Annotated in this window: 18 protein-coding genes; 6 read left to right on the forward strand and 12 right to left on the reverse strand. The window is 71.1% G+C overall.

All coding sequences use genetic code 11. From position 1 onward, the window contains the following. Nucleotides 1-84: 84 nt before the first annotated feature. The 4 genes from P8S73_RS03390 to dapE form a co-directional block, all read right to left on the reverse strand. Nucleotides 85-252 (reverse strand): DUF3117 domain-containing protein, encoded by a 168-nt coding sequence (locus tag P8S73_RS03390; RefSeq protein ID WP_012397900.1) that lies wholly within the window; start codon nt 250-252, stop codon nt 85-87. A gap of 84 nt (nt 253-336) precedes the next feature. Further along, nucleotides 337-1,737, reverse strand: a complete 1,401-nt coding sequence (locus tag P8S73_RS03395) for a hypothetical protein (RefSeq protein WP_223246049.1) — start codon at nt 1,735-1,737, stop codon at nt 337-339. A gap of 71 nt (nt 1,738-1,808) precedes the next feature. Beyond that, a complete protein-coding gene (locus tag P8S73_RS03400; RefSeq protein ID WP_102613178.1) occupies nt 1,809-2,702 on the reverse strand; it encodes a TIGR00730 family Rossman fold protein in 894 nt (297 codons plus the stop codon). A gap of 21 nt (nt 2,703-2,723) precedes the next feature. After that, on the reverse strand, nt 2,724-3,830 hold the full coding sequence (gene dapE, locus P8S73_RS03405; protein ID WP_039101739.1) for a succinyl-diaminopimelate desuccinylase: 1,107 nt from the start codon (nt 3,828-3,830) through the stop codon (nt 2,724-2,726). A 137-nt stretch (nt 3,831-3,967) separates the two neighbouring features. Between dapE and dapD the strand changes: the two genes are divergently transcribed. Together dapD and galE are read left to right on the forward strand one after the other, a co-directional pair. Further along, the gene (dapD, locus tag P8S73_RS03410) at nt 3,968-4,939 is read left to right on the forward strand and encodes a 2,3,4,5-tetrahydropyridine-2,6-dicarboxylate N-succinyltransferase (protein ID WP_102613179.1); all 972 of its coding nucleotides are present in this window, start codon (nt 3,968-3,970) and stop codon (nt 4,937-4,939) included. Between the two features lie 97 nt (nt 4,940-5,036). Beyond that, nucleotides 5,037-6,053 carry a UDP-glucose 4-epimerase GalE gene (gene galE, locus P8S73_RS03415; RefSeq protein ID WP_102613180.1) on the forward strand — a complete coding sequence of 339 codons (1,017 nt, stop codon included), beginning with the start codon at nt 5,037-5,039 and terminating at the stop codon, nt 6,051-6,053. Nucleotides 6,054-6,246: 193 nt separating this feature from the next. Here the strand turns inward: galE and P8S73_RS03420 are convergent, their stop codons facing one another. The 7 genes from P8S73_RS03420 to P8S73_RS03450 all read right to left on the reverse strand — a co-directional run bounded on the left by P8S73_RS03420 (nt 6,247) and on the right by P8S73_RS03450 (nt 14,822). Then, a complete protein-coding gene (locus tag P8S73_RS03420; RefSeq protein ID WP_102613181.1) occupies nt 6,247-7,548 on the reverse strand; it encodes a citrate synthase in 1,302 nt (433 codons plus the stop codon). 174 nt (nt 7,549-7,722) lie between these two features. After that, on the reverse strand, nt 7,723-8,868 hold the full coding sequence (gene dapC, locus P8S73_RS03425; protein WP_102613182.1) for a succinyldiaminopimelate transaminase: 1,146 nt from the start codon (nt 8,866-8,868) through the stop codon (nt 7,723-7,725). Nucleotides 8,869-8,872: 4 nt separating this feature from the next. Next, nucleotides 8,873-9,196: a ferredoxin gene (fdxA, locus tag P8S73_RS03430; RefSeq protein ID WP_019309481.1), complete on the reverse strand. Its 324-nt coding sequence runs from the start codon at nt 9,194-9,196 to the stop codon at nt 8,873-8,875. A gap of 62 nt (nt 9,197-9,258) precedes the next feature. After that, nucleotides 9,259-9,888: a hypothetical protein gene (locus P8S73_RS03435; RefSeq protein WP_102613183.1), complete on the reverse strand. Its 630-nt coding sequence runs from the start codon at nt 9,886-9,888 to the stop codon at nt 9,259-9,261. Beyond that, nucleotides 9,885-10,790, reverse strand: coding sequence for a PIG-L family deacetylase (locus P8S73_RS03440; protein ID WP_124109261.1), 906 nt, complete (start codon nt 10,788-10,790; stop codon nt 9,885-9,887). The genes P8S73_RS03435 and P8S73_RS03440 overlap by 4 nt, the downstream gene beginning before the upstream one ends. Before the next feature lie 2 nt (nt 10,791-10,792). Beyond that, nucleotides 10,793-12,700, reverse strand: a complete 1,908-nt coding sequence (gene typA / locus P8S73_RS03445) for a translational GTPase TypA (RefSeq protein WP_102613185.1) — start codon at nt 12,698-12,700, stop codon at nt 10,793-10,795. A 97-nt stretch (nt 12,701-12,797) separates the two neighbouring features. Further along, the gene (locus P8S73_RS03450; RefSeq protein WP_102613186.1) at nt 12,798-14,822 is read right to left on the reverse strand and encodes a prolyl oligopeptidase family serine peptidase; all 2,025 of its coding nucleotides are present in this window, start codon (nt 14,820-14,822) and stop codon (nt 12,798-12,800) included. 106 nt (nt 14,823-14,928) lie between these two features. On the opposite strand from P8S73_RS03450, the gene P8S73_RS03455 reads away from it, so the two are divergent. The 3 genes from P8S73_RS03455 (at nt 14,929) to P8S73_RS03465 (ending at nt 16,410) form a co-directional block, all read left to right on the forward strand. After that, nucleotides 14,929-15,639, forward strand: coding sequence for an AzlC family ABC transporter permease (locus tag P8S73_RS03455; protein ID WP_102613187.1), 711 nt, complete (start codon nt 14,929-14,931; stop codon nt 15,637-15,639). Between the two features lies 1 nt (nt 15,640). Continuing rightward, nucleotides 15,641-15,943, forward strand: a complete 303-nt coding sequence (locus P8S73_RS03460; RefSeq protein ID WP_019309487.1) for an AzlD domain-containing protein — start codon at nt 15,641-15,643, stop codon at nt 15,941-15,943. A gap of 188 nt (nt 15,944-16,131) precedes the next feature. Further along, a complete protein-coding gene (locus P8S73_RS03465) occupies nt 16,132-16,410 on the forward strand; it encodes a DUF1540 domain-containing protein (RefSeq protein ID WP_039101730.1) in 279 nt (92 codons plus the stop codon). Nucleotides 16,411-16,594: 184 nt separating this feature from the next. Here P8S73_RS03465 and P8S73_RS03470 read toward each other — a convergent pair whose 3' ends face one another. Beyond that, nucleotides 16,595-17,437, reverse strand: coding sequence for a hypothetical protein (locus tag P8S73_RS03470; protein WP_223246050.1), 843 nt, complete (start codon nt 17,435-17,437; stop codon nt 16,595-16,597). 173 nt (nt 17,438-17,610) lie between these two features. On the opposite strand from P8S73_RS03470, the gene P8S73_RS03475 reads away from it, so the two are divergent. After that, on the forward strand, nt 17,611-18,912 hold the full coding sequence (locus P8S73_RS03475; RefSeq protein WP_102613189.1) for a CapA family protein: 1,302 nt from the start codon (nt 17,611-17,613) through the stop codon (nt 18,910-18,912). The last annotated feature ends 5 nt before the right edge of the window (nt 18,913-18,917 follow it).

Here is an 18,917-nt window from a genome sequence, read left to right on the forward strand (position 1 = left end):
CGGGCCACGACCTCATCCCGGAACGGCGCGAGAGCCCCTCACCGGAGTGAAGGGCTCTCGCGCTGGTGGTGCGGGGACCGGCAACTACTGGGTCACGCCCGCGAGGCATTCCCGCAGCTCGGCGGCCTCGTCCGCCTTGAGCTCGACCACGAGGCGTCCGCCGCCTTCCAGGGGGACCCGCATGATCAGGCTGCGTCCTTCTTTGGTGACCTCCATGGGTCCGTCACCCGTTCTCGGCTTCATGGCCGCCATTTAAGAGCTCCTCTTCGTGTGTGCTGACCGCACCATCTTACCGAACCACAACCCCCGGCCGTGACCCCGCCCACGCCCCCGGACTCACGGCGGGAAGTCCCCACCACCGGGCAGTTGCTTCCAGTGCCACAGCCACCCCACCCACACGATCTGCAGGACGGCTCCCGTGACCACGAGCAGCGTGCGGTACGCCCTGGACCCGCTCACGTGCACGAGGGCCGCGGCCAGTGGCGCCCACGGCAGCAGCAGCCGGAACGTGGAGGTCTGCGGGTTGAGCACGAGCAGCAGGTAGCACCCGTAGGCGGCGATCCACACGCGCACGAAGAACGGCAGGGCCCGGCGCACGGGAGCCGAACGCAGCATGAGCACCACCGCGACCACGAGCGCCACGGGAGCGAGCAGCCCCACGACCGGGCCGAGCAGCACGGTGGCCTGGTGGAACCACGGGAGCACGGGAATCACGTCCGAGGCACCGCGCCACGCGGCCTCGGTTTCGGTGTACGCCGTGGGCTCCCCCGTGACGGCCCACGCGATTGCCGGCCACGCGAGGGCCGCGGCGCACGCGGTCAGCGCCACGGCGAGCCACCGGTCAACGCAGCGGTACCAGGGACGACGCCGCGCGCGCACGTCCGCTACGCTGCGCCACAGCCACCACACGCCGAGGGCCGCCGCGAGGGCCACCCCGGTGGGACGGGTCAGGGCCTGCAGCACGGTGAACACCACGGCCCAGGCGGGCCGCTCACGCACCACGCACAGGATCGCGCTGAGCAGGATCAGCATGCTCAGGGCCTCCGCGTACGGGGTCTGCAGCACGGGCGCCACGGGGTTGAACGCGAACACCGCCACCGTCCACAGGGCGGGCACCGCCGCTCCCCCGCGCGTGCGCGGGGTGCTCATCACCGGGGCCGTGCACGTGAGGCGGTACAGCACCAGCGCCGCCCCGAACCCCGCCAGCAGGGACACCGTGGCCGCAGTGACCGCCCACCCGGTCCCGGTGACCTCCGCGATCCCGCGCACCAGCAGGGGGTGGACCGGGTAGAACGCCCAGGGGTTCTCGCTCACCGTGCCCAGGGAGTCCCGGGGCAGCTCCGTGGGATACCCCTGCTCGAAGATGGTGCGGTACCAGTCGGAGTCCCACGTGGCCACGAAGTCCAGGTAGCCCAGGGCGCCGTCGCCCCACGGCCCCGGGCCCTGCTGGCCGCCGACCACGCTGAAGACCGCCCACCCCCACACGCGGGAGAGTCCGTAGATCGCGAGCACCGCGAGCCACCACGGGCTCCGGGCCCACGCGCCACTCAGGGCAGCCCGCCACGGACGACGCCGCGCGGTGAGGGCGTCCTCGGCGGTCACCGTTCCGGCGGCGCGCGATGCGCCGAGCGCCCCGTCGTTCACGGTGGAGGGGTGCCCGGGGCCCGCCCGGTGCTCCGCGTCCGCGGGGCGCCGCGCGTCGTCCGATCCTGCGGCGGCGCCGGACCCGGGGGCCACGCCGCCGGGCGCGGCCGCGTCCCTGCGGTCCCGATCCCCCGAATGCCTCCGCCCCGTGTCCCGGGACCGGCTCATGCCTCGGATCCGGGAGCGGTTTCCCCTGGGAGGTCGTGGTCCGGGGTGACGTCGGGGGAACCGGGGCGGGCCGCAGAACGGGGTGCGGCGGCGTCGTCCACCGGAATCCCGGGGTCCTCGGCGTGGACGGACGTGAGGATCTCCAGGACCTCCTCGGCGGTGTCCACCACGCGCAGCAGGTCGAGGTCCGCCTCGCCCACCTTGCCGCCGGCCACGAGGGTGCCCGTGATCCAGTCCAGCAGCGGACCCCAGTACTCGGTGCCCACCAGGATGACGGGGAAGCGGGTGATCTTGCCGGTCTGCACCAGGGTCAGCGCCTCGAACAGCTCGTCCAGGGTGCCGAAGCCACCGGGCAGCGCCACGAAGCCCTGGCTGTACTTCATGAACATGGTCTTGCGCGCGAAGAAGTACCGGAAGTTGATGCCCAGGTCCACCCAGTGGTTCAGGTGCTGCTCGTGGGGCAGCTCGATGCCGATGCCCACGGAGTGGGCGCCCACGTCCACGGCACCACGGTTCGCGGCCTCCATGACACCGGGGCCACCACCCGTGATCACGGCGTAGCCCGCGGCGCCGATCTGCCGCCCGAGCTCGCGGCCCAGCTCGTACTCGGGGTGCCCGGGGGCGGTGCGCGCGGAGCCGAACACGGTGATCGCGGGGCCGAGGTTCGCGAGCGCGTCGAAGCCCTCCACGAACTCCGCCTGGATGCGCAGCACGCGCCACGGGTCCGTGCGGGTGAAGTCGTCCGGCTCCGCGGGGCGCTGGTCCAGGAAGCGCTGGTCGGAGGTGCGGCGCTGCAGCTGGCCGCGGCGCAGCACCACGGGGCCCTTGTGGCGCTCGGCGGGACCGGCGGACGGCGTCTGGGGATCGGTGGTCGTGTGCTGGGAAGTCATGGGCTCAGGCTACGTGGCGGATCAGGACAACCACTGGGACAGGGCACGGTGGCACGCGCGCACGGCGTCGTCGACCACGTGCTCGTCGTCCGTGTGGGCCAGCAGGGCGTCCCCGGGACCGAAGTTCACGGCGGGCACCCCGGCCTCGGAGAACCGGGCCACGTCCGTCCAGCCGTACTTGGGCATGGGCTCCTGGCCCACCGCCGCCACGAACTGCGCGGCTGCCGGGCGGTCCAGTCCGGGCCGCGCCGCCGGGGAGAGGTCCTGCCACTCGATCTCGTACCCCTCGAACACCTCACGGACGTGCTGCTGCGCCTGCTCCAGCGTCTTGTCCGGGGCGAAGCGGTAGTTGACCTCCACCCACGCGGTGTCCGGGATGACGTTGCCGGCCACTCCCCCGCCGATCCGGATGGCGTTGAGCCCCTCGCGGTAGTCCAGCCCCTCCACGGTGATGGTCCGCGGTTCGTAGCGCGCCAGCCGCTCCAGCAGCTCCGCCTGCTTGTGGATCGCGTTGTCCCCGATCCACGCGCGCCCCGAGTGCGAGGCCTTGCCGTGGGTGGTGATCCGCAAGCGCATGGTGCCGTTGCACCCGCCCTCCACCGTGCCGTTGGTGGGTTCCAGCAGCACCGCGAAGTCCGCCTCGAGCAGCTGCGGCGCGTTGCGCATCACGCGCCCCAGACCGCTGGCGTCGCTGGAGACCTCCTCGTGGTCGTAGAACACGTACGTGACGTCCCGGTTCGGCTCCCTCAGCTCGTGGGCCAGCGCGAGCTGCACGGCCACCCCGCCCTTCATGTCCGTGGTGCCGCGGCCGTAGATCACGTCCCGGTCTCCTTCACGACGCCGCACGGACGGCACCGCGCCCAGGGCACCCTCCACGGTGGGCAGGGGCACGGTGTCCAGGTGCCCGGCCAGGATCACCCGTTCCGCACGCCCCAGCTCGGTGCGGGCCACCACGGTGTCCCCGTCCCGGTGCACCGTGAGGTGCGGCAGCTCGCGCAGGGCCGCCTCCACGGCGTCGGCGAGCGGCCCCTCATGGTCCGAGACGGACTCCACGTCCACGAGCGCGGCCGTGAGGTCCGCGGGGTCCATGCTGAGGTCGAGTACGGGTGTCTGCTGATCGGCTGCCATGGCGGCCAGCTTAGTCACCGGGGCCCTGGGGCCCACCGCGAACGACCCGGCTACCGCCCGGCAGGCTGGTGCGGCGGCGTCGGGCACAGAGGCCCTGGCAGGAAGGTGCGGCACGCCTACCCGCTTAGGATGGAGCCATGACTTCAACGAGCAAGAGCACCGTCAACTCCCGCGTCGCCTCGGGCGTGGGCCTGGCCACCGTGGTGGACGCCGGCGAGCGCGCGGGGACCGTCCTGGACGTCTTCTACCCCGCCCCGGCCCTGAGCGCGAACCCCGATTCCAGCTACGAGGCGGACCTGCGCGTGGCCGCGACCACGGACCCGGACCGCAACGTGCGCTCCGAGATCGTGACCACGGTGATCGACCTCGACGAGGCCCCCCGCGACACCGCCGACGCCTACCTGCGGCTGCACCTGCTCTCCCACCGGCTCGCGCAGCCCAACACGCTCAACCTGGACGGGGTGTTCGGCCTGCTCGCCAACGTGGCGTGGACGAGCCGCGGTCCGGTGCTCGCCGAGGAGCTGACCCGGTCGTTGCTGCGGTTGCGCGCCGGCGGGGCCGTCACGGTGTTCGGCGTGGACAAGTTCCCGCGCATGGTGGACTACGTGGTCCCCTCCGGTGTCCGCATCGGGGACGCGGACCGCGTGCGCCTGGGGGCGCACCTGGGCGAGGGCACCACGGTGATGCACGAGGGCTTCGTGAACTTCAACGCTGGCACCCTGGGCGCTGCCATGGTCGAGGGCCGGATCTCCGCGGGCGTGGTGGTCCACGACCACACGGACATCGGCGGCGGCGCGTCCATCATGGGCACCCTCTCCGGGGGCGGGAAGCAGCGCATCACCCTGGGCGAGCGCTGCCTGCTGGGCGCGAACGCGGGCGTGGGTATCTCCCTGGGAGACGACTGCGTGGTCGAGGCCGGGCTCTACGTCACCGCGGGCACCCGGGTCTCCCTGCTCGACGCCGCCGCGGAACCCCGCGTGGTCAAGGCCTCGGAGCTCTCGGGCGTCTCCAATCTGCTGTTCCGCCGCAACTCCACCACGGGCGCGGTGGAGGCCCTGCCCCGCCGCAACGGCACCGTGGAGCTGAACGCGCAGCTGCACGCGAACTGACGCGGGCGGCGTCGTCCGCCGGCAGGTGGCCGGGTTCCCGGGAGACGGGGAGCCCGGCCACCCGTGTTTCCCGGGTGCACTGGATAGGGTGGAGCCCATGAAGATTCTTGTCACCGGGGGAACCGGCTACATCGGCTCGCACACCGTCCTCGCCCTGCTGGAGGCCGGCCACGACGTGGTCGTTCTGGACAACCTCTCCAACTCCTCCCGCGCGTCCCTGGACCGCGTGGCCGAACTGGCCGGTCGTGACGTGGCGGCGTTCGAGCAGGTGGACCTGCTGGACCGCTCCGGCCTGGACACGGTGTTCCGCGACCACCACCCGGACGCGGTGATCCACTTCGCCGGGCTCAAGGCCGTGGGCGAGTCCGCACAGAAGCCCCTGTGGTACTACACCAACAACGTCTCCGGCACCGTGAACCTGCTGTGGGCCATGGAGGAGAACGACTGCCGCAGCATCGTGTTCTCGTCCTCCGCCACCGTGTACGGCGCGCCGGAGACCATGCCGCTGACCGAGAAGCTGTCCATGGACGCCCAGAACCCCTACGGGCGCACCAAGGAGCACATCGAGGACATGCTCACGGACCTCGCGGCCTCGGACGAGCGCTGGTCCGTGGCGCTGCTGCGCTACTTCAACCCCGTGGGCGCCCACGAGTCCGGTCGGATCGGCGAGGACCCCTCGGGCATCCCCAACAACCTCATGCCGTTCGTCGCCCAGGTGGCCGTGGGGCGGCGCGAGAAGCTCATGGTCTTCGGGGACGACTACCCCACCCCGGACGGCACCGGCGTGCGTGACTACATCCACGTGGTGGACCTCGCGGACGGGCATCTGAGGGCCCTGGACCGCATCAGCGAGGACCCCGGGGTGCACGTGTGGAACCTGGGCACCGGCCGCGGCTACTCGGTCCTGGAGGTCCGGGAGGCGTTCCAGAATGCCTCCGGCCGGGAGATCCCCTACGAGATCGCCCCGCGCCGCCCCGGCGACGCCGCCGTGTCCTACGCGGATCCCGCGTCCGCCCTCGCGGAGCTGGGCTGGTCCGCGGACCGGGACATCGACACCATGTGCCGGGACCACTGGAAATGGCAGAAGAACAACCCCAACGGCTACGAGGGCTGAGACCCTCCCCCGGTCCCGGGCCCGACGCCGCCCGCGCGCCGGCCCGGGTCAGGGGCGCCTGGACGCGCAGCAGAGCCGCACGGCACCCCTGCGACCGCCTCCGTCCCGGCGTCCGCGCCGGGCCCCACGAGAACGCCGCCCCGGTCACCGAGAAGGTGACCGGGGCGGCGTCGTACCGGCAGTGCCGGCCGGCTCAGTTGGCCGTGGGGTAGTGGCGCTCGCCCTCGCCCACGTAGAGCTGGCGGGGACGGCCGATCTTGGTCTCGGGGTCCTCGATCATCTCGCGCCACTGGGCGATCCAGCCGGGCAGGCGTCCGATCGCGAAGAGCACCGTGAACATCTTCTCCGGGAAGCCCATGGCCTTGTAGATCAGGCCCGTGTAGAAGTCCACGTTCGGGTAGAGCTTGCGCTCCACGAAGTAGTCGTCCGCGAGCGCCTTCTCCTCCAGGCCGATGGCCAGGTCCAGCAGCTCGTTGTTGCCGCCCATCTTGGCCAGGACGTCGTGCGCGTAGCCCTTGATGATGCGGGCGCGGGGGTCGTAGTTCTTGTAGACACGGTGCCCGAAGCCCATGAGGCGGACGCCGTCCTCCTTGTTCTTGACCTTCTCCATGAACTCGTCCGCGGAGAGCCCACGGTTCTGGATCTGGTCCAGCATGGCCAGCACGGCCTCGTTGGCGCCGCCGTGCAGCGGGCCGTAGAGGGCGTTGATGCCCGCGGAGACGGACGCGAACATGTTCGCGTGGGAGGAGCCCACCAGGCGCACGGTGGAGGTGGAGCAGTTCTGCTCGTGGTCCGCGTGCAGCATGAACAGGATGTCCAGGGTCTTGGCGACCACCGGGTCCACCTCGTACTCCTCGGCGGGCACGCCGAAGCACATGCGCAGGAAGTTCTCCGCGTAGTTGAGGTTGTTGTGGGGGTAGAGCTGCGGCTCGCCCACGGACTTCTTGTACGCGTACGCGGCCAGGGTGGGGACCTTGGCGAGTAGGCGAATGGTGGAGATCTCCACGTGCTCCTTGTTGAACGGGTCCAGGGAGTCCGAGTAGAACGTGGACAGCGCGGACACGGCCGAGGAGAGCACGGGCATGGGGTGCGCGGAGCGCGGGAAGCCGTTGAAGAACAGCTTGATGTCCTCGTGCACCATGGTGTGCGTGGTGATCCGGTGCTGGAAGTCCTCGTACTGCTCACGCGTGGGCAGCTCGCCGTAGATCAGCAGGTAGGCGGTCTCCAGGAAGTTGGAGTGCTCCGCGAGCTCCTCGATCGGGTAGCCGCGGTAGCGCAGGATGCCCTGGGCGCCGTCGATGTACGTCACCGAGGAGCGGGTGTTCGCGGTGTTGACGAAACCGGGGTCGAAGCTGACGTTGCCGGTCTCCTTGAGCAGCGAGCCGATCCCGTAGCCCTTGTTGCCCTCGGTCACCTCCAGCACGGGGAGGTCCAGGGTCTTGTCCTTGTCGTAGCTCAGTTCCACCTTGCCGGTGTTCTTCTTGGCCTCTGCCATGGTGAGTCCTTCACGGTTTTCTCGGGTGTTCCGCTGATCGGTGCGTCCTCGCATGCCGCCACACCGTCGTGGCGGCGGGAGGGCACGGGCACCGGGCGGGACACGGTGTGATCCTGCACCAACCTACTCGCTAGTGCGAGCGTGATTCCACTTGCCCCGGTGCACGGGGTGCTGTCAGACCGCCCCTTCCAGGCGCTGCACGGCCGCGGCCATGCGCTCGTCCGTGGCGGTCAGGGACAGCCGGACGAAGCCGTGCCCGGCCTCGCCGTAGAACGTCCCGGGGCCCACCACGATGCCCAGGCGGGCGAAGCGCTCCACGGTGGTCCAGGTGTCCTCCCCCGCCGCGCCCCACAGGTACAGCCCCGCCTCGGAGTGCTCGATGCTCAGCCCGAAGGCCTCCACCGCGGGCTTCAGGGCGGCACGACGCTGCCGGTACAGGCTCTTCTGCGCGGCCACGTGGGCGGTGTCCCCCAGGGCCACGCGCATGGCCTCCTGCACGGGGTAGGCCACGATCATCCCCGCGTGCTTGCGGGAGTTGATCAGGGACGGCATGAGCGCGGGGTCCCCGGCGAGGAACGCCGCGCGGTAGCCCGCCAGGTTGGACTGCTTGGACAGAGAGTAGGCACTGAGCAGCAGGGACATGTCCCCGCCGCTGACCCGTGGGTCCAGCACCGAGGGCACGGGCTCCCCGCCCTCGGCGGGATCCCACGCTCCCCAGCCCAGCTCGGCGTAGCACTCGTCGGAGACCACCACGGCACCCTGCGCGCGGGCCTGGTCCACCAGTTCACGCAGGGAGGCGGCGTCGCGCACGATGCCCGTGGGGTTGCCCGGGGAGTTGACCCAGACCATGCGCACGCGTGCGCGCACGGACGGTTCCAGCTCATCCAGGGAGTCGGCGGCCACGGACTCGGCACCCGCGAGCCGCGCCCCGATGTCGTAGGTGGGGTACGCCACCACGGGGCGCACCACCACGTCGCCGGGACCGAGCCCCAGCAGCAGGGGCAGCCACGCCACGAGCTCCTTGGAACCCACGGTGGGCATCACGGCCTCCGGGTCCAGTCCGGGAACACCGCGCCGCTCGGCGTACCACGCGACCACGGCCTCCCGCAGCGCGGGCGTGCCGTGCGTGGTGGGGTAGCCGGGGGCGTCCGCAGCGGCCGCGAGGGCGTCCTGGACCACCAGCGGCGTGGGGTCCACGGGGGTGCCGATGGACAGGTCCACCACACCGTCCGGGTGCTGCTGCGCGAGCTCCCGGTACGGGGCCAGCGCGTTCCACGGGTAGTCGGGCAGGTCCAGGCCGAAGCCGCGCCGCTCGCTCACCCGATCAGTCCTGGTTCTGCGGGGGCAGAGCGGCGATCAGCGGGTGGTCCTTGTGGGTGTTGCCGAGCTTCGCGGCACCGCCCGGGGAGCCGAGGTCGTCGAAGAACTCCACGTTGGCCTTGTAGTAGTCCGCCCACTCCTCGGGGGTGTCGTCCTCGTAGTAGATGGCCTCCACGGGGCACACCGGCTCGCACGCACCGCAGTCCACGCACTCGTCCGGGTGGATGTAGAGCGTGCGCTCACCCTCGTAGATGCAGTCCACGGGGCACTCCTCCACGCACGCCTTGTCCTTGACGTCCACGCAGGGCTGAGCAATCACGTAAGTCACGGGTGACGGACCTTTCCTTCAGTTCCCAAGTTGTCGTTCATTCTAGCGACGGGCTCCCGACGCTACCGCGCCCGCAGGCGCACGAGCCAACGGCCCGTCACAATCACGGAGCACATGACGGCCGCGAAGACCACCACGAACCACAGGATCCCCACCACGCCGATCGGGGCCTGCCACGTGGTGACCACCAGTGCGGAGCCCTCTCGCAGGTACGCCCCGGCCCACGCGATCACGTAGGTCACGAGTCCGGGCACCGCCGCCGCCCACACACGCTCAGTGGACGTGCCGCACCACACGCTGGCACTCAGCAGCAGCGCACCGGAGAACACGAGACCCCACGGCAGCCACCAGCCGTCCAGGTACCAGATGTTCCCGTGCATGGCCGTGGCCACCGCGCCGACCAGCAGCCCCGTGAGCACGGCGGTCAGCACCGACGACGCCGTTCCCGGCCGCTCGCGGGCCGCGACGGTCTCTGCGGTGTCACCGTGCGCGACGGTTTCCGCGTCGGAGCCGACCCCGGAAGTGCGCTCGGCGGAGGTGTCGTGCCTGGACACGGATGCCACGCCGTCCACGGGCCCCGTGGCGGCACGCTCCGAGGACCCGGCGGGCGCCTCGTCAGTGGACCCGGTGCCCGGGACGGAGGAGCCGGCCGCCCAGGGGGCAGCGCGGCGCGGGGTGTCCTGCCCGCTCATCCCCGGTCCCCTCGGAGCAGCCGGAAGGTCTCCGTGGAGTGGATCGACTGCGGCACGCCGTTGGACATCGTGTACGAGGGATCGGCGGGGTCCTCCGCGAGCACGATCTGCGTGGCGTGCGCGGCCATGGCGGCGCGCTTGACCGCGAGGTCCCCGTGGATCGCGGCCTGGGGACGCGTATCCGTCGGGTCCACCTCGGACTCGATGCCCCACGTCAGGGGCACGTCCCACGCGGGGTCCTCGGCGTCGTCGGACGCGGCGGCCGCCTCGACCGCGCGCACGGTGATCCGGTGCGTGGCCACGTGGTCGGGGTGGCCGTAGCCACCGTCGTCCGCGTACGTGACCACGGCGTGCGGGCGCAGCGCACGGATCGCGGCGGCTACGTGGGCCGCGGCCTCGTCCGGGTCCGCAGCCGTCAGCGCGGCCGGGGAGACGTCCGCTGTCGGCTGGGCGAAGCCGTCGGGGCCCCAGCTCATGCCGGAGTCCACGTACTTCCCCGCACCGTTGGCGAAGCCCACGGAGGCGTCCAGGGCGGGAGGCTCCCCCGCGTAGAACCGGTCCGTGAGACCCATGGCGGCCGCGGCGGCGTCGAGCTCGGAGATCCGGTACAGCCCCAGGGCGGTGCCGTCCGTGTCCGGGCAGCCCGGCTGGCCCACCTCGAGGTGGCGCAGCGCGGGCGGGATGACCTCCCCGCGCTCACCGCGCGTCATGGTCAGCAGCACCGTGGTGGCGCCCAGGCCGCTGTAGTGGCCCATGGACGCGGCGGTGTTGATCGCCTCGTCGTCCGGGTGGGCGTGCACGAACAGCAGACGCGCCCGGGCGGGGTCCACACCCGCGGGCAGCAGCGTGTTCGCCGCGCCCGCGATGGCGTGTCCCCCGCCCGGGTACTTCGGGTCGACCACGATCAGGCGCGGGCCCGCTGACGGGCGACCTTGAGCCGCTCGTTGGCGTCCAGGACCACCTTGCGGATGCGGATGGCCTCCGGGGTGACCTCCACGCACTCGTCCTCGCGGGCGAACTCGAGGCACTCCTCGAGCGTGAGCTTGCGCGGCGGGGTGAGGTTCTCGAACGTCTCCGAGGAGGCCGCACGCATGTTGGTGAGCTTCTTCTCCTTGGTGATGTTCACGTCCATGTCGTCCGCGCGCGAGTTCTCGCCCACGATCATGCCCTCGTAGACCTCGGAGGTGGGCTCCACGAAGAACGAGCCGCGCTCCTGCAGGTTGATCATGGCGAACGGGGTCACCACGCCGGCGCGGTCCGCGACCATGGAGCCGTTGGTGCGGTACTCGATCTCCCCGGCCCACGGCTCGTAGCCGTCCGCGTAGGAGGAGGCGATGCCCGCGCCGCGGGTGTCCGTGAGGAACTTGGTACGGAAGCCGATCAGACCGCGGGAGGGGACCTTGAACTCCATGCGCACCCAGCCGGTGCCGTGGTTGCTCATGCCCTCCATGCGGCCCTTGCGCCCGGCCATCAGCTGCGTGACCGCACCCAGGTACTCCTCGGGGACGTCGATGGTCATGTGCTCGTAGGGCTCGTGGACCTTGCCGTCCACGGTCTTGGTGACCACCTGGGGCTTGCCCGCGGTGAGCTCGAAGCCCTCGCGGCGCATCTGCTCCACCAGGATGGCCAGGGCCAGCTCGCCGCGGCCCTGGACCTCCCACGCGTCCGGACGCTGGGTGGGGAGGATCTTCAGCGAGACGTTGCCGATCAGCTCCTTGTCCAGGCGGTCCTTGACCTGGCGCGCGGTGACCTTGGCACCCTTGACGCGCCCGGCCAGCGGGGAGGTGTTGATGCCAATGGTCATGGAGATCGCGGGATCGTCCACGGTGATCAGGGGCAGCGGCTCCGGGTTCTCCAGGTCCGTGAGGGTCTCGCCGATGGTTATGTCCTCGATGCCCGCCACGGCCACGATCTCACCGGGGCCGGCGCTCTCCGCGGGCACGCGGTCCAGGCCTTTGGTGGCGAGCAGCTCGGAGATCCGCACGCTCTTGATGGTGCCGTCCTGGCGCGCCCAGGCCACGGTCTGGCCCTTCTTGAGGGTGCCGTTGAAGATGCGCAGCAGCGCGAGACGGCCCAGGAACGGGGAGGCGTCCAGGTTGGTCACGTGGGCCTGCAGCACGCCCTCGGGGTTGTAGGACGGCGCTGGGATGTGCTCGATGATGGTCTTGAACAGCGGCTCGAGGTCCTCGTTGTCCGGCAGCTCGCCGTTGGCGGGCTGGTCCGTGGAGGCGCGCCCGGCCTTGCCGGAGGCGTAGACCACGGGGACGTCCAGCACGGCGTCCAGGTCCAGGTCCGGGTTGTCCTCGGCGATGTCCGAGGCCAGGCCCAGCAGCAGGTCCATGGTGTCAGAGACGACCTCTTCGATGCGGGCATCGGGGCGGTCCACCTTGTTGACGACCACGATCACGGGCAGCTTGGCCTCGAGGGCCTTGCGCAGCACGAAGCGGGTCTGGGGCAGGGGGCCCTCGGAGGCGTCCACGAGCAGCACCACGCCGTCCACCATGGACAGCCCGCGCTCCACCTCGCCGCCGAAGTCCGCGTGGCCCGGGGTGTCGATCACGTTGATGGTGATGGTCTCGCCGTTCGCGGCGGGCCCGTCGTAGAACACCGTGGTGTTCTTGGCGAGGATCGTGATGCCCTTCTCGCGCTCCAGGTCGCCGGAGTCCATGACCCGCTCCTCGACCTCTCCGTGGCTGGAGAACGCGTGCGTCTGCTGGAGCATGGCGTCGACGATGGTGGTCTTGCCGTGGTCAACGTGGGCCACGATGGCCACGTTGCGCAGATCGGCGCGCTGGGCGGTGTTTTCAGACATACACGAGTCTCTCTTCGCAGGTAGAGGCAGAGGGGAATCGTAGCGATTCTACTCCCCTCCGCCCACGCACCCGCACACGCGTGACGGATCTCTCCGCTCAGCCCAGCAGCTCGGGCCGCTCCTTCTCCTGCCCCAGCACGTGCTCACCCACGAACGCGAGCACGGTCTCGTACCACGTGCGCGCGTTGGCTGGCTTGAGGATCCAGTGCCCCTCGTCCGGGTAGTACAGGAAGCGGTGCCCCTCCACCCCCGTGCGCTGCTGCAGGTCCGCCCACAGCTCGATGCCCTGGGAGATGGGCACGCGGTAGTCCTTGTCCCCGTGGATCACCAGCAGCGGCACCTCGATGTCCTCCGCGAACCGGTGCGGGGAGTAGGTGCCCGCCTGGGAGGGCCCCATGGCCTCGCGCCACAGGGTGTTGTCCGTGGTGGCGCCCATGGTGTCCAGGTTCCACAGGGACGCGTGCGTGACGATGCACCGGAACCGGTCCCCCGTGTGGGTGGCCACCCAGTTGGCCATGTACCCGCCGTAGGACCCGCCCATCAGGGCCTGCCGCTGCCGGTCGATGTCCGGGCGCGCGGTGGCGGCCTCCGTCAGGGCCATGACGTCCGTGAACGGCGCGCCACCCAGTTCCTGCTGACCGCGGTCGATCATCGTCTGTCCGTAGCCCGTGGAGATCGCTGGGTCCGGCAGCAGCACCGCGTAGCCCTGGGCCACGAACGGCCACGGGCTCCAGCGCCAGCTCCACTGGTTGTTGGAGCCCCACGGCCCGCCGTGGACGGACACGAGCAGGGGGTGCCGCGCGGCGTCGTCGGCGGGGTGCGGCAGGGCGAGCCACGCCCGGATCTCCGTGCCGTCCTCCGCCGTGGTGGTGACCTCCTCCAGGCGACCGGGGACCTCGTGCTCCGGGACGAGGCCCGCCACGGGTGCCGGCTCGGCCGAGCCGGTCGCGGCCGTCACAGGCCACCGGACGAGCTCGAAGGGGTGGGCGTAGCTCGCGCGCAGCCCCACCAGCTGGTCGCCCGCGACCTGCACCGAGGAGTAGGTCTCGTCCTGGTCCGGGCCGCCGGCGGCGGTCTCGACCACGCTCGCTCCGCCACGCGGGCAGCGCACGCGCAGCACGATGCCGCGGCCGCGGTGGTCGGCGGTGCACACGAAGGTCTCGTCGTCCACCCAGTGCGGGTCCTGCGCCCAGTGCTCGTCCGCGGGGACCACCTCGGTCTCCTCGCCGCTCGCGAGGTCGTGCACCCACACGGACACGGCCATGCTCACGCCCTCGCGCCACAGCAGCTGGCGCCCGAGCAGCGCCCGGGTGCCGTCGGGGCTGATCTCGGCGGGAGCCCACATCTGCGCCTCGTCCGTGTCGTGCAGCAGCACGGCCTCGTCACCGTGCTCCGCGGCCACCGGCAGCCGCCACAGCTGCGAACGCTGCGTGCCCTCCGGCAGCAGGGTGGACACGGTGGCCAGCAGCCACGTGCCGTCCGGGGCCACGGTGTACTGGCCCAGCCGGCCCTCGGGCAGCTCCACCCGCCGCACGGCCTCCACGGGGTCGACGCCGCCCGCCACGGCGGCGGTGTCCAGGAACCACAGCGCGTCCTGCGCGGCGGGGAGGTCGTGGTCCCAGAAGCGCATGGGCGCGCTGTCGTAGAGGATCCCGCTGACCCCCGTCTCGTCGCGGCGGTCGTGGATCTCGCGGTTGCGCGCGAACTCTTCCCGGGCCCCGCGGGCCGCGGGAAACAGGCCGGAGACGAAGAACAGCCGGTCACCGCCGAGCTCGAGGTTCGACACCCCCTCCGGGGCGTCCAGGACCATGCGCGCCTCGCCGTGCTCGGGGAGCAGCCACAGCCGGGTGCGCTTGGCGTCGTCCCCGGCCACGGGCCGGCCTGAGGTGAACCACACGGATCCCGAGGACGTGGGGCGGACCTCCTGGACTCCGTGGTCCCCGTGGGTGAGCTGCACCGGCTCTCCGTGACGGGGCACGGCCCACGCGTGCTTCACGTAGCGCTTGGCGTCGGAGGAGAGCTCCTGCCGCAGGGCCACCACGGGCCCCGCGCGGTGGGTGGCCAGACCGGAGAGCCGCGGGACGGTCACGAGCTGTTCGGGAATCGAGTAACCGGAAGTCATGTGTCGTACATTACAGACGGCCTCGGCCACCCCGGGTCCGTGACAGGGCGCCGTCCGCGCTACCGTGACCCAGGATCCCCACCGGTCAGCAGCAAGGAGTGCCCGCATGACCTCCGCGAAGGGCAGCCTCGCCTGGGCCCTGCGGGTCACCGTGCCCGTGGCCATGGGGTACCTGCCCCTGGGCATGGCCTTCGGCGCCTACTCGGTGTCCCTGGGTTTCGCGCCCTACCTCGCACCCCTCACCGCCCTGGTGGTCTTCGCAGGGTCCATCGAGTTCCTGCTCGTGGGCCTCGTGGCCGCCGGCGCGGGACTCGCACAGATCGCCGTGACCACCCTTTTGGTCAACGCCCGCCACGTGTTCTACGGCTTTTCCTACCCCACACACCTGCTGCGCACACCGTTCGCCAGGTTCTACGGCCCCTACGCGTTGACCGACGAGGCCTACGCGCTCATCACCAGCGGCGTGCGCCCCACCACCGAGCGCGAGCTGATGCTGATCCAGGGCGTCTCCCACCTGTACTGGGTGCTCGGCGCGGCCGTGGGCGCTGTGGCCGGCGGGCTCGTCCCCGCCTCGTGGGACGGATTCGACTTCGCCCTCACCGGACTCTTCTCCCTGCTGTTCATGGGCGCCATCACCGCGGCCGCGCAGCGGACCAGGATCTTGGCGGCCGCCCTCGCCTCCATCGGCGTGGGTCTGCTGCTCCCCCGGGACCTGTTCCTGCTCGGCGCCATGCTCTGCTACGCCCTGCTGTGCGTGCTCATGGTGAAGAGACCGCGCTCCGGCCACGGTGTGCCCACCCCCGAGAGCGGGGTGTGAGATGCTCGCCGCCATCGCAGTGTGCGCCGCCGTCACCTTTGCGCTGCGATTCATTCCCGTGCAGCTGGCGCACAGATACCGCGACCGCGAGGACCTGCAGGAATTGTCCGCGCTGCTTCCGGCGGGACTCATGCTCATCCTGGTGGCCTACACGCTGCTGGAGGCGGATTCCGGGGTGCAGCTGTCCCGTCTGGTGCTCGCAGCGGCGGTGTCCGTGCTGGTTAACCTGGCCTCGCGCAACTTCCTGATCGGCTTCATCGCGGGTTTCGCGGCGTACTCCCTGTCCGGTCTGGTGCTGACCTGATTAAGAAACAATGCGTTTTCCTAATCTGCTGAGTCCTGCCTGAATTTACTGGGGCAACCCACGGCGGTATTAGAAAACAATGCCGTACCCTAAGGTTTTGCTTACTAGCCGAATTCTTGGAATGCCCATATTCTTCTTTCACGACCACCGGGACGGGCACCGCCCACCCGCACCAGAAGGAGAAGATCATGGCAACTCTCACCGCTGTTTCCACCTGCACCGCCGCCGGCTGCGCCTTCAACGACAACGGCTGCACCGCCCCCGCCATCACGGTGGGCGGCCAGGGCGCCGCTGCGTCCTGCACCACGTTCATCTCCCTGGACGCCCGCGGCGGGCTCCCCACGGCCAACGGCCAGGTGGGTGCGTGCCAGCGCCTCGAGTGCACGCACAACAAGGACCTGATGTGCACGGCATCCTCCATCGAGGTCACCGCGGACGCGGACTGCAGCAGCTACGAGGCTGCGTAAGCCCCCCTCTGCGGCGGCCCATCGGCCACCGCAGCGATTCCCGGGCCGTTCCAGCGGGCACCGCGGCCCACCCACCGGAGCACGTGCACCGCGTCCGGCCCGAACCCTCACCCATGACGAAGACCGCGAGTCACCCGACTCGCGGTCTTCGTCATTCGCTGCGGGGCCGGCACCCGCTGGCGGCTCAGGCCGCGACACGCGCCCCCAGCAGCTCGCGCAGATTGTCGGTGAGATCCGCCGCTCCGGTGCACTCCGAGACGAACGGGACGAAGTAGACGCTCGTGAGCCGCGCCCCGTGGCGAAGGATGGTGACCCCCGTGAGGTCCACGTCCACCACGAAGTCGCGCTCGACCGTGTGCGCGCACCCACCCTCGGACGGCTTGCGGGTGAGCAGGTGGGACGGCACCCAGCCCTGCTCCGCGGCGTCGCACACGCTGGCCAGGTCCAGCCGGTCCACGTCCACCACCACGTCGAAACCCGCGGCCTCGATCTCCTGCGCGGTCCCGGCGCACCCGCTGCCGTGGTGCTCCAGCAGGGCGCCGTACCCGATGGGCGTCACGCCCGAGCCGTCGTGCAGCAGCACCCGCTCCACGTCCAGGACGGCGAGCATCCCGCGCGGTGCCGCGGCCACGGCGGCCACCAGCTCCGGCACCTCGCCGGTGCCCACCAGGAGCTCGGCGTCCAGGGGGTCCAGCCACTCCAGGCGGGCCAGCATGTGGGCGGTGGCGGCGACGATCCGGACCCCCGGCTCGGGAGCCACCTTGGTGATGTCCATCCGCACGTCCAGGGACTCCCCCGTGACCAGCAGCTCCGGCTCCACCGATGCGGGGTCCACGGTGGCGGCCAGCACCAGCTCCCCGCTGGCCGTGAGGCCGTGCGCCACGGAGGTCAGCACCGGCTGACCGGGCATCCGGTATGCCACCACAGTGGCCTGCCCGGCACCGGACAGCATCCGGTGGGCCAGGGACACCGCGCGGTCCGCCACGCAGGCCATCCCGTGGTGCCGCCCGCTGGTGCTTCGATCCACGACCGTCCCCGCTCACTCGACTTCAGAACTTAGGGAAGCCTAACCTCTTGAGGAGCCGAAACGGAAGCCGAAACAGCAATTTCGTCAGATGTGCATGACCTAAATGCTGTCGTGTCCGTGTGCGACCCCTCAGGGGTGGTCCCCGTCACCCGCGTTCGCGATAGCATCGCCGGATGGCCGATCTCTCCCGCCCCCGTTCATCGCCGCGGCTCGCCCTGCGGACCGGCGTTGCGGTCCTCTGCGCGGGGGCGCTCCTGCTGACGGGGTGCTCCGCGCCCCGGACGACCCCGGACCCCGGGCAGAGCGGCGGCCCCGCGGCGTCGTCGACCCCCGAGGAGACCACGTCACGGGCCACCGGACCCGGCAAGGGACCCGAGTGCCCGGAGGACACCTGCATGAGCCTGGCGGTCTCCGGTGACCTGCTGCTCCACGAGGGGCTGTGGAGCCGGTTCGCCGTGGACCCCGCCACGCACGGCGGCGCGAACTTCGACTTCGCTCCCCTGTTCGCGCAGCAGAAGCCCTACCTGGACGAGGCGGACGTGGCCGTGTGCCAGGCCGAGACCCCCGTGGCAGAAGCCGGCGGGCCGTACTCGGCCTACCCGGAGTTCAACGTGCCCCCGGAGATCCTGCGGGCCGCGAAGGACGCGGGATACGACGCCTGCACCTCTGCGAGCAACCACGCGGTGGACCAGGGGGTGGCGGGAGTGGAGCGCACCGTCTCCGCGCTGGATGCCGCCGGGCTGCAGCACACCGGGACCTACGCGAACGAGCAGGACGCCGGGCAGCCCATGATCGTGGACACCCCCACCGGGCGGATGGCGATCGTCACGGGCACCAACAGTCTCAACGAGAAGCCCCAGGACACCCCGTGGCGGATCGACCGCCTGCGGGACGGCGCGGACCCGCGCGTGGGCGAGGACACCGCAGCCCAGGACGTGGCGCACGCCGTGGCGCAGGCGGAGAAGGCCCGCGAGCAGGGTGCGGACGTGGTGGTCGCCGCAATGCACTCCATCACGGAGTACACGGACACCGCGGACGCCTACCAGCAGCGCACCGCTCACGCCCTCGCGGAGTCCGGGGCCTTCGACGCCGTGTACGGCCACGGTTCCCACAGCGTGCAGCCCATCGAGAACTACCACGGCACGTGGATCGTCTACGGAGTGGGCAACAACGTCACCGAGTCCGCACCGCCCTCGACCGAGAGCAACAACCAGGGGATCGTGGCCCGCTTCCAGTTCGCCTGCGGAGCAGACGGGCAGTGGCGGGTGAGTGACCTGGCGTGGGCGCCGAGCTCCAACACCCGGGGCGGGGCGTACACGTGGTGCCCCGTGGCCTCGGACGCCCCCGCCGGTGTGTGCCGCTCGGACGCGGAGGACCGTGCCATCCGCGAGCGCATCGACGGGATCGTGAGCACGGACTCCGCGAAGCAGAGCGGGCTGCACGAGTGGAGACTCAGCGAGGACCGCACGGGCTGAGCCCC

Origin of the sequence: Kocuria sp. ChxB, from assembly GCF_044359605.1 — a bacterium.
In the GTDB taxonomy this organism is placed as follows: Bacteria; Actinomycetota; Actinomycetes; order Actinomycetales; family Micrococcaceae; genus Kocuria; species Kocuria rhizophila.

What these genes read in the sequence shown, in the direction of transcription:
- P8S73_RS03390 (WP_012397900.1), bottom strand. Translation starts at nt 252, where the DNA reads ATGGCGGCCATGAAGCCGAGAACGGGTGACGGACCCATGGAGGTCACC.
- P8S73_RS03400 (WP_102613178.1), bottom strand. Translation starts at nt 2,702, where the DNA reads ATGACTTCCCAGCACACGACCACCGATCCCCAGACGCCGTCCGCCGGT.
- dapE (WP_039101739.1), bottom strand. Translation starts at nt 3,830, where the DNA reads ATGGCAGCCGATCAGCAGACACCCGTACTCGACCTCAGCATGGACCCC.
- dapD (WP_102613179.1), top strand. Translation starts at nt 3,968, where the DNA reads ATGACTTCAACGAGCAAGAGCACCGTCAACTCCCGCGTCGCCTCGGGC.
- galE (WP_102613180.1), top strand. Translation starts at nt 5,037, where the DNA reads ATGAAGATTCTTGTCACCGGGGGAACCGGCTACATCGGCTCGCACACC.
- P8S73_RS03420 (WP_102613181.1), bottom strand. Translation starts at nt 7,548, where the DNA reads ATGGCAGAGGCCAAGAAGAACACCGGCAAGGTGGAACTGAGCTACGAC.
- P8S73_RS03435 (WP_102613183.1), bottom strand. Translation starts at nt 9,888, where the DNA reads ATGAGCGGGCAGGACACCCCGCGCCGCGCTGCCCCCTGGGCGGCCGGC.
- typA (WP_102613185.1), bottom strand. Translation starts at nt 12,700, where the DNA reads ATGTCTGAAAACACCGCCCAGCGCGCCGATCTGCGCAACGTGGCCATC.
- P8S73_RS03450 (WP_102613186.1), bottom strand. Translation starts at nt 14,822, where the DNA reads ATGACTTCCGGTTACTCGATTCCCGAACAGCTCGTGACCGTCCCGCGG.
- P8S73_RS03455 (WP_102613187.1), top strand. Translation starts at nt 14,929, where the DNA reads ATGACCTCCGCGAAGGGCAGCCTCGCCTGGGCCCTGCGGGTCACCGTG.
- P8S73_RS03460 (WP_019309487.1), top strand. Translation starts at nt 15,641, where the DNA reads ATGCTCGCCGCCATCGCAGTGTGCGCCGCCGTCACCTTTGCGCTGCGA.
- P8S73_RS03465 (WP_039101730.1), top strand. Translation starts at nt 16,132, where the DNA reads ATGGCAACTCTCACCGCTGTTTCCACCTGCACCGCCGCCGGCTGCGCC.
- P8S73_RS03475 (WP_102613189.1), top strand. Translation starts at nt 17,611, where the DNA reads ATGGCCGATCTCTCCCGCCCCCGTTCATCGCCGCGGCTCGCCCTGCGG.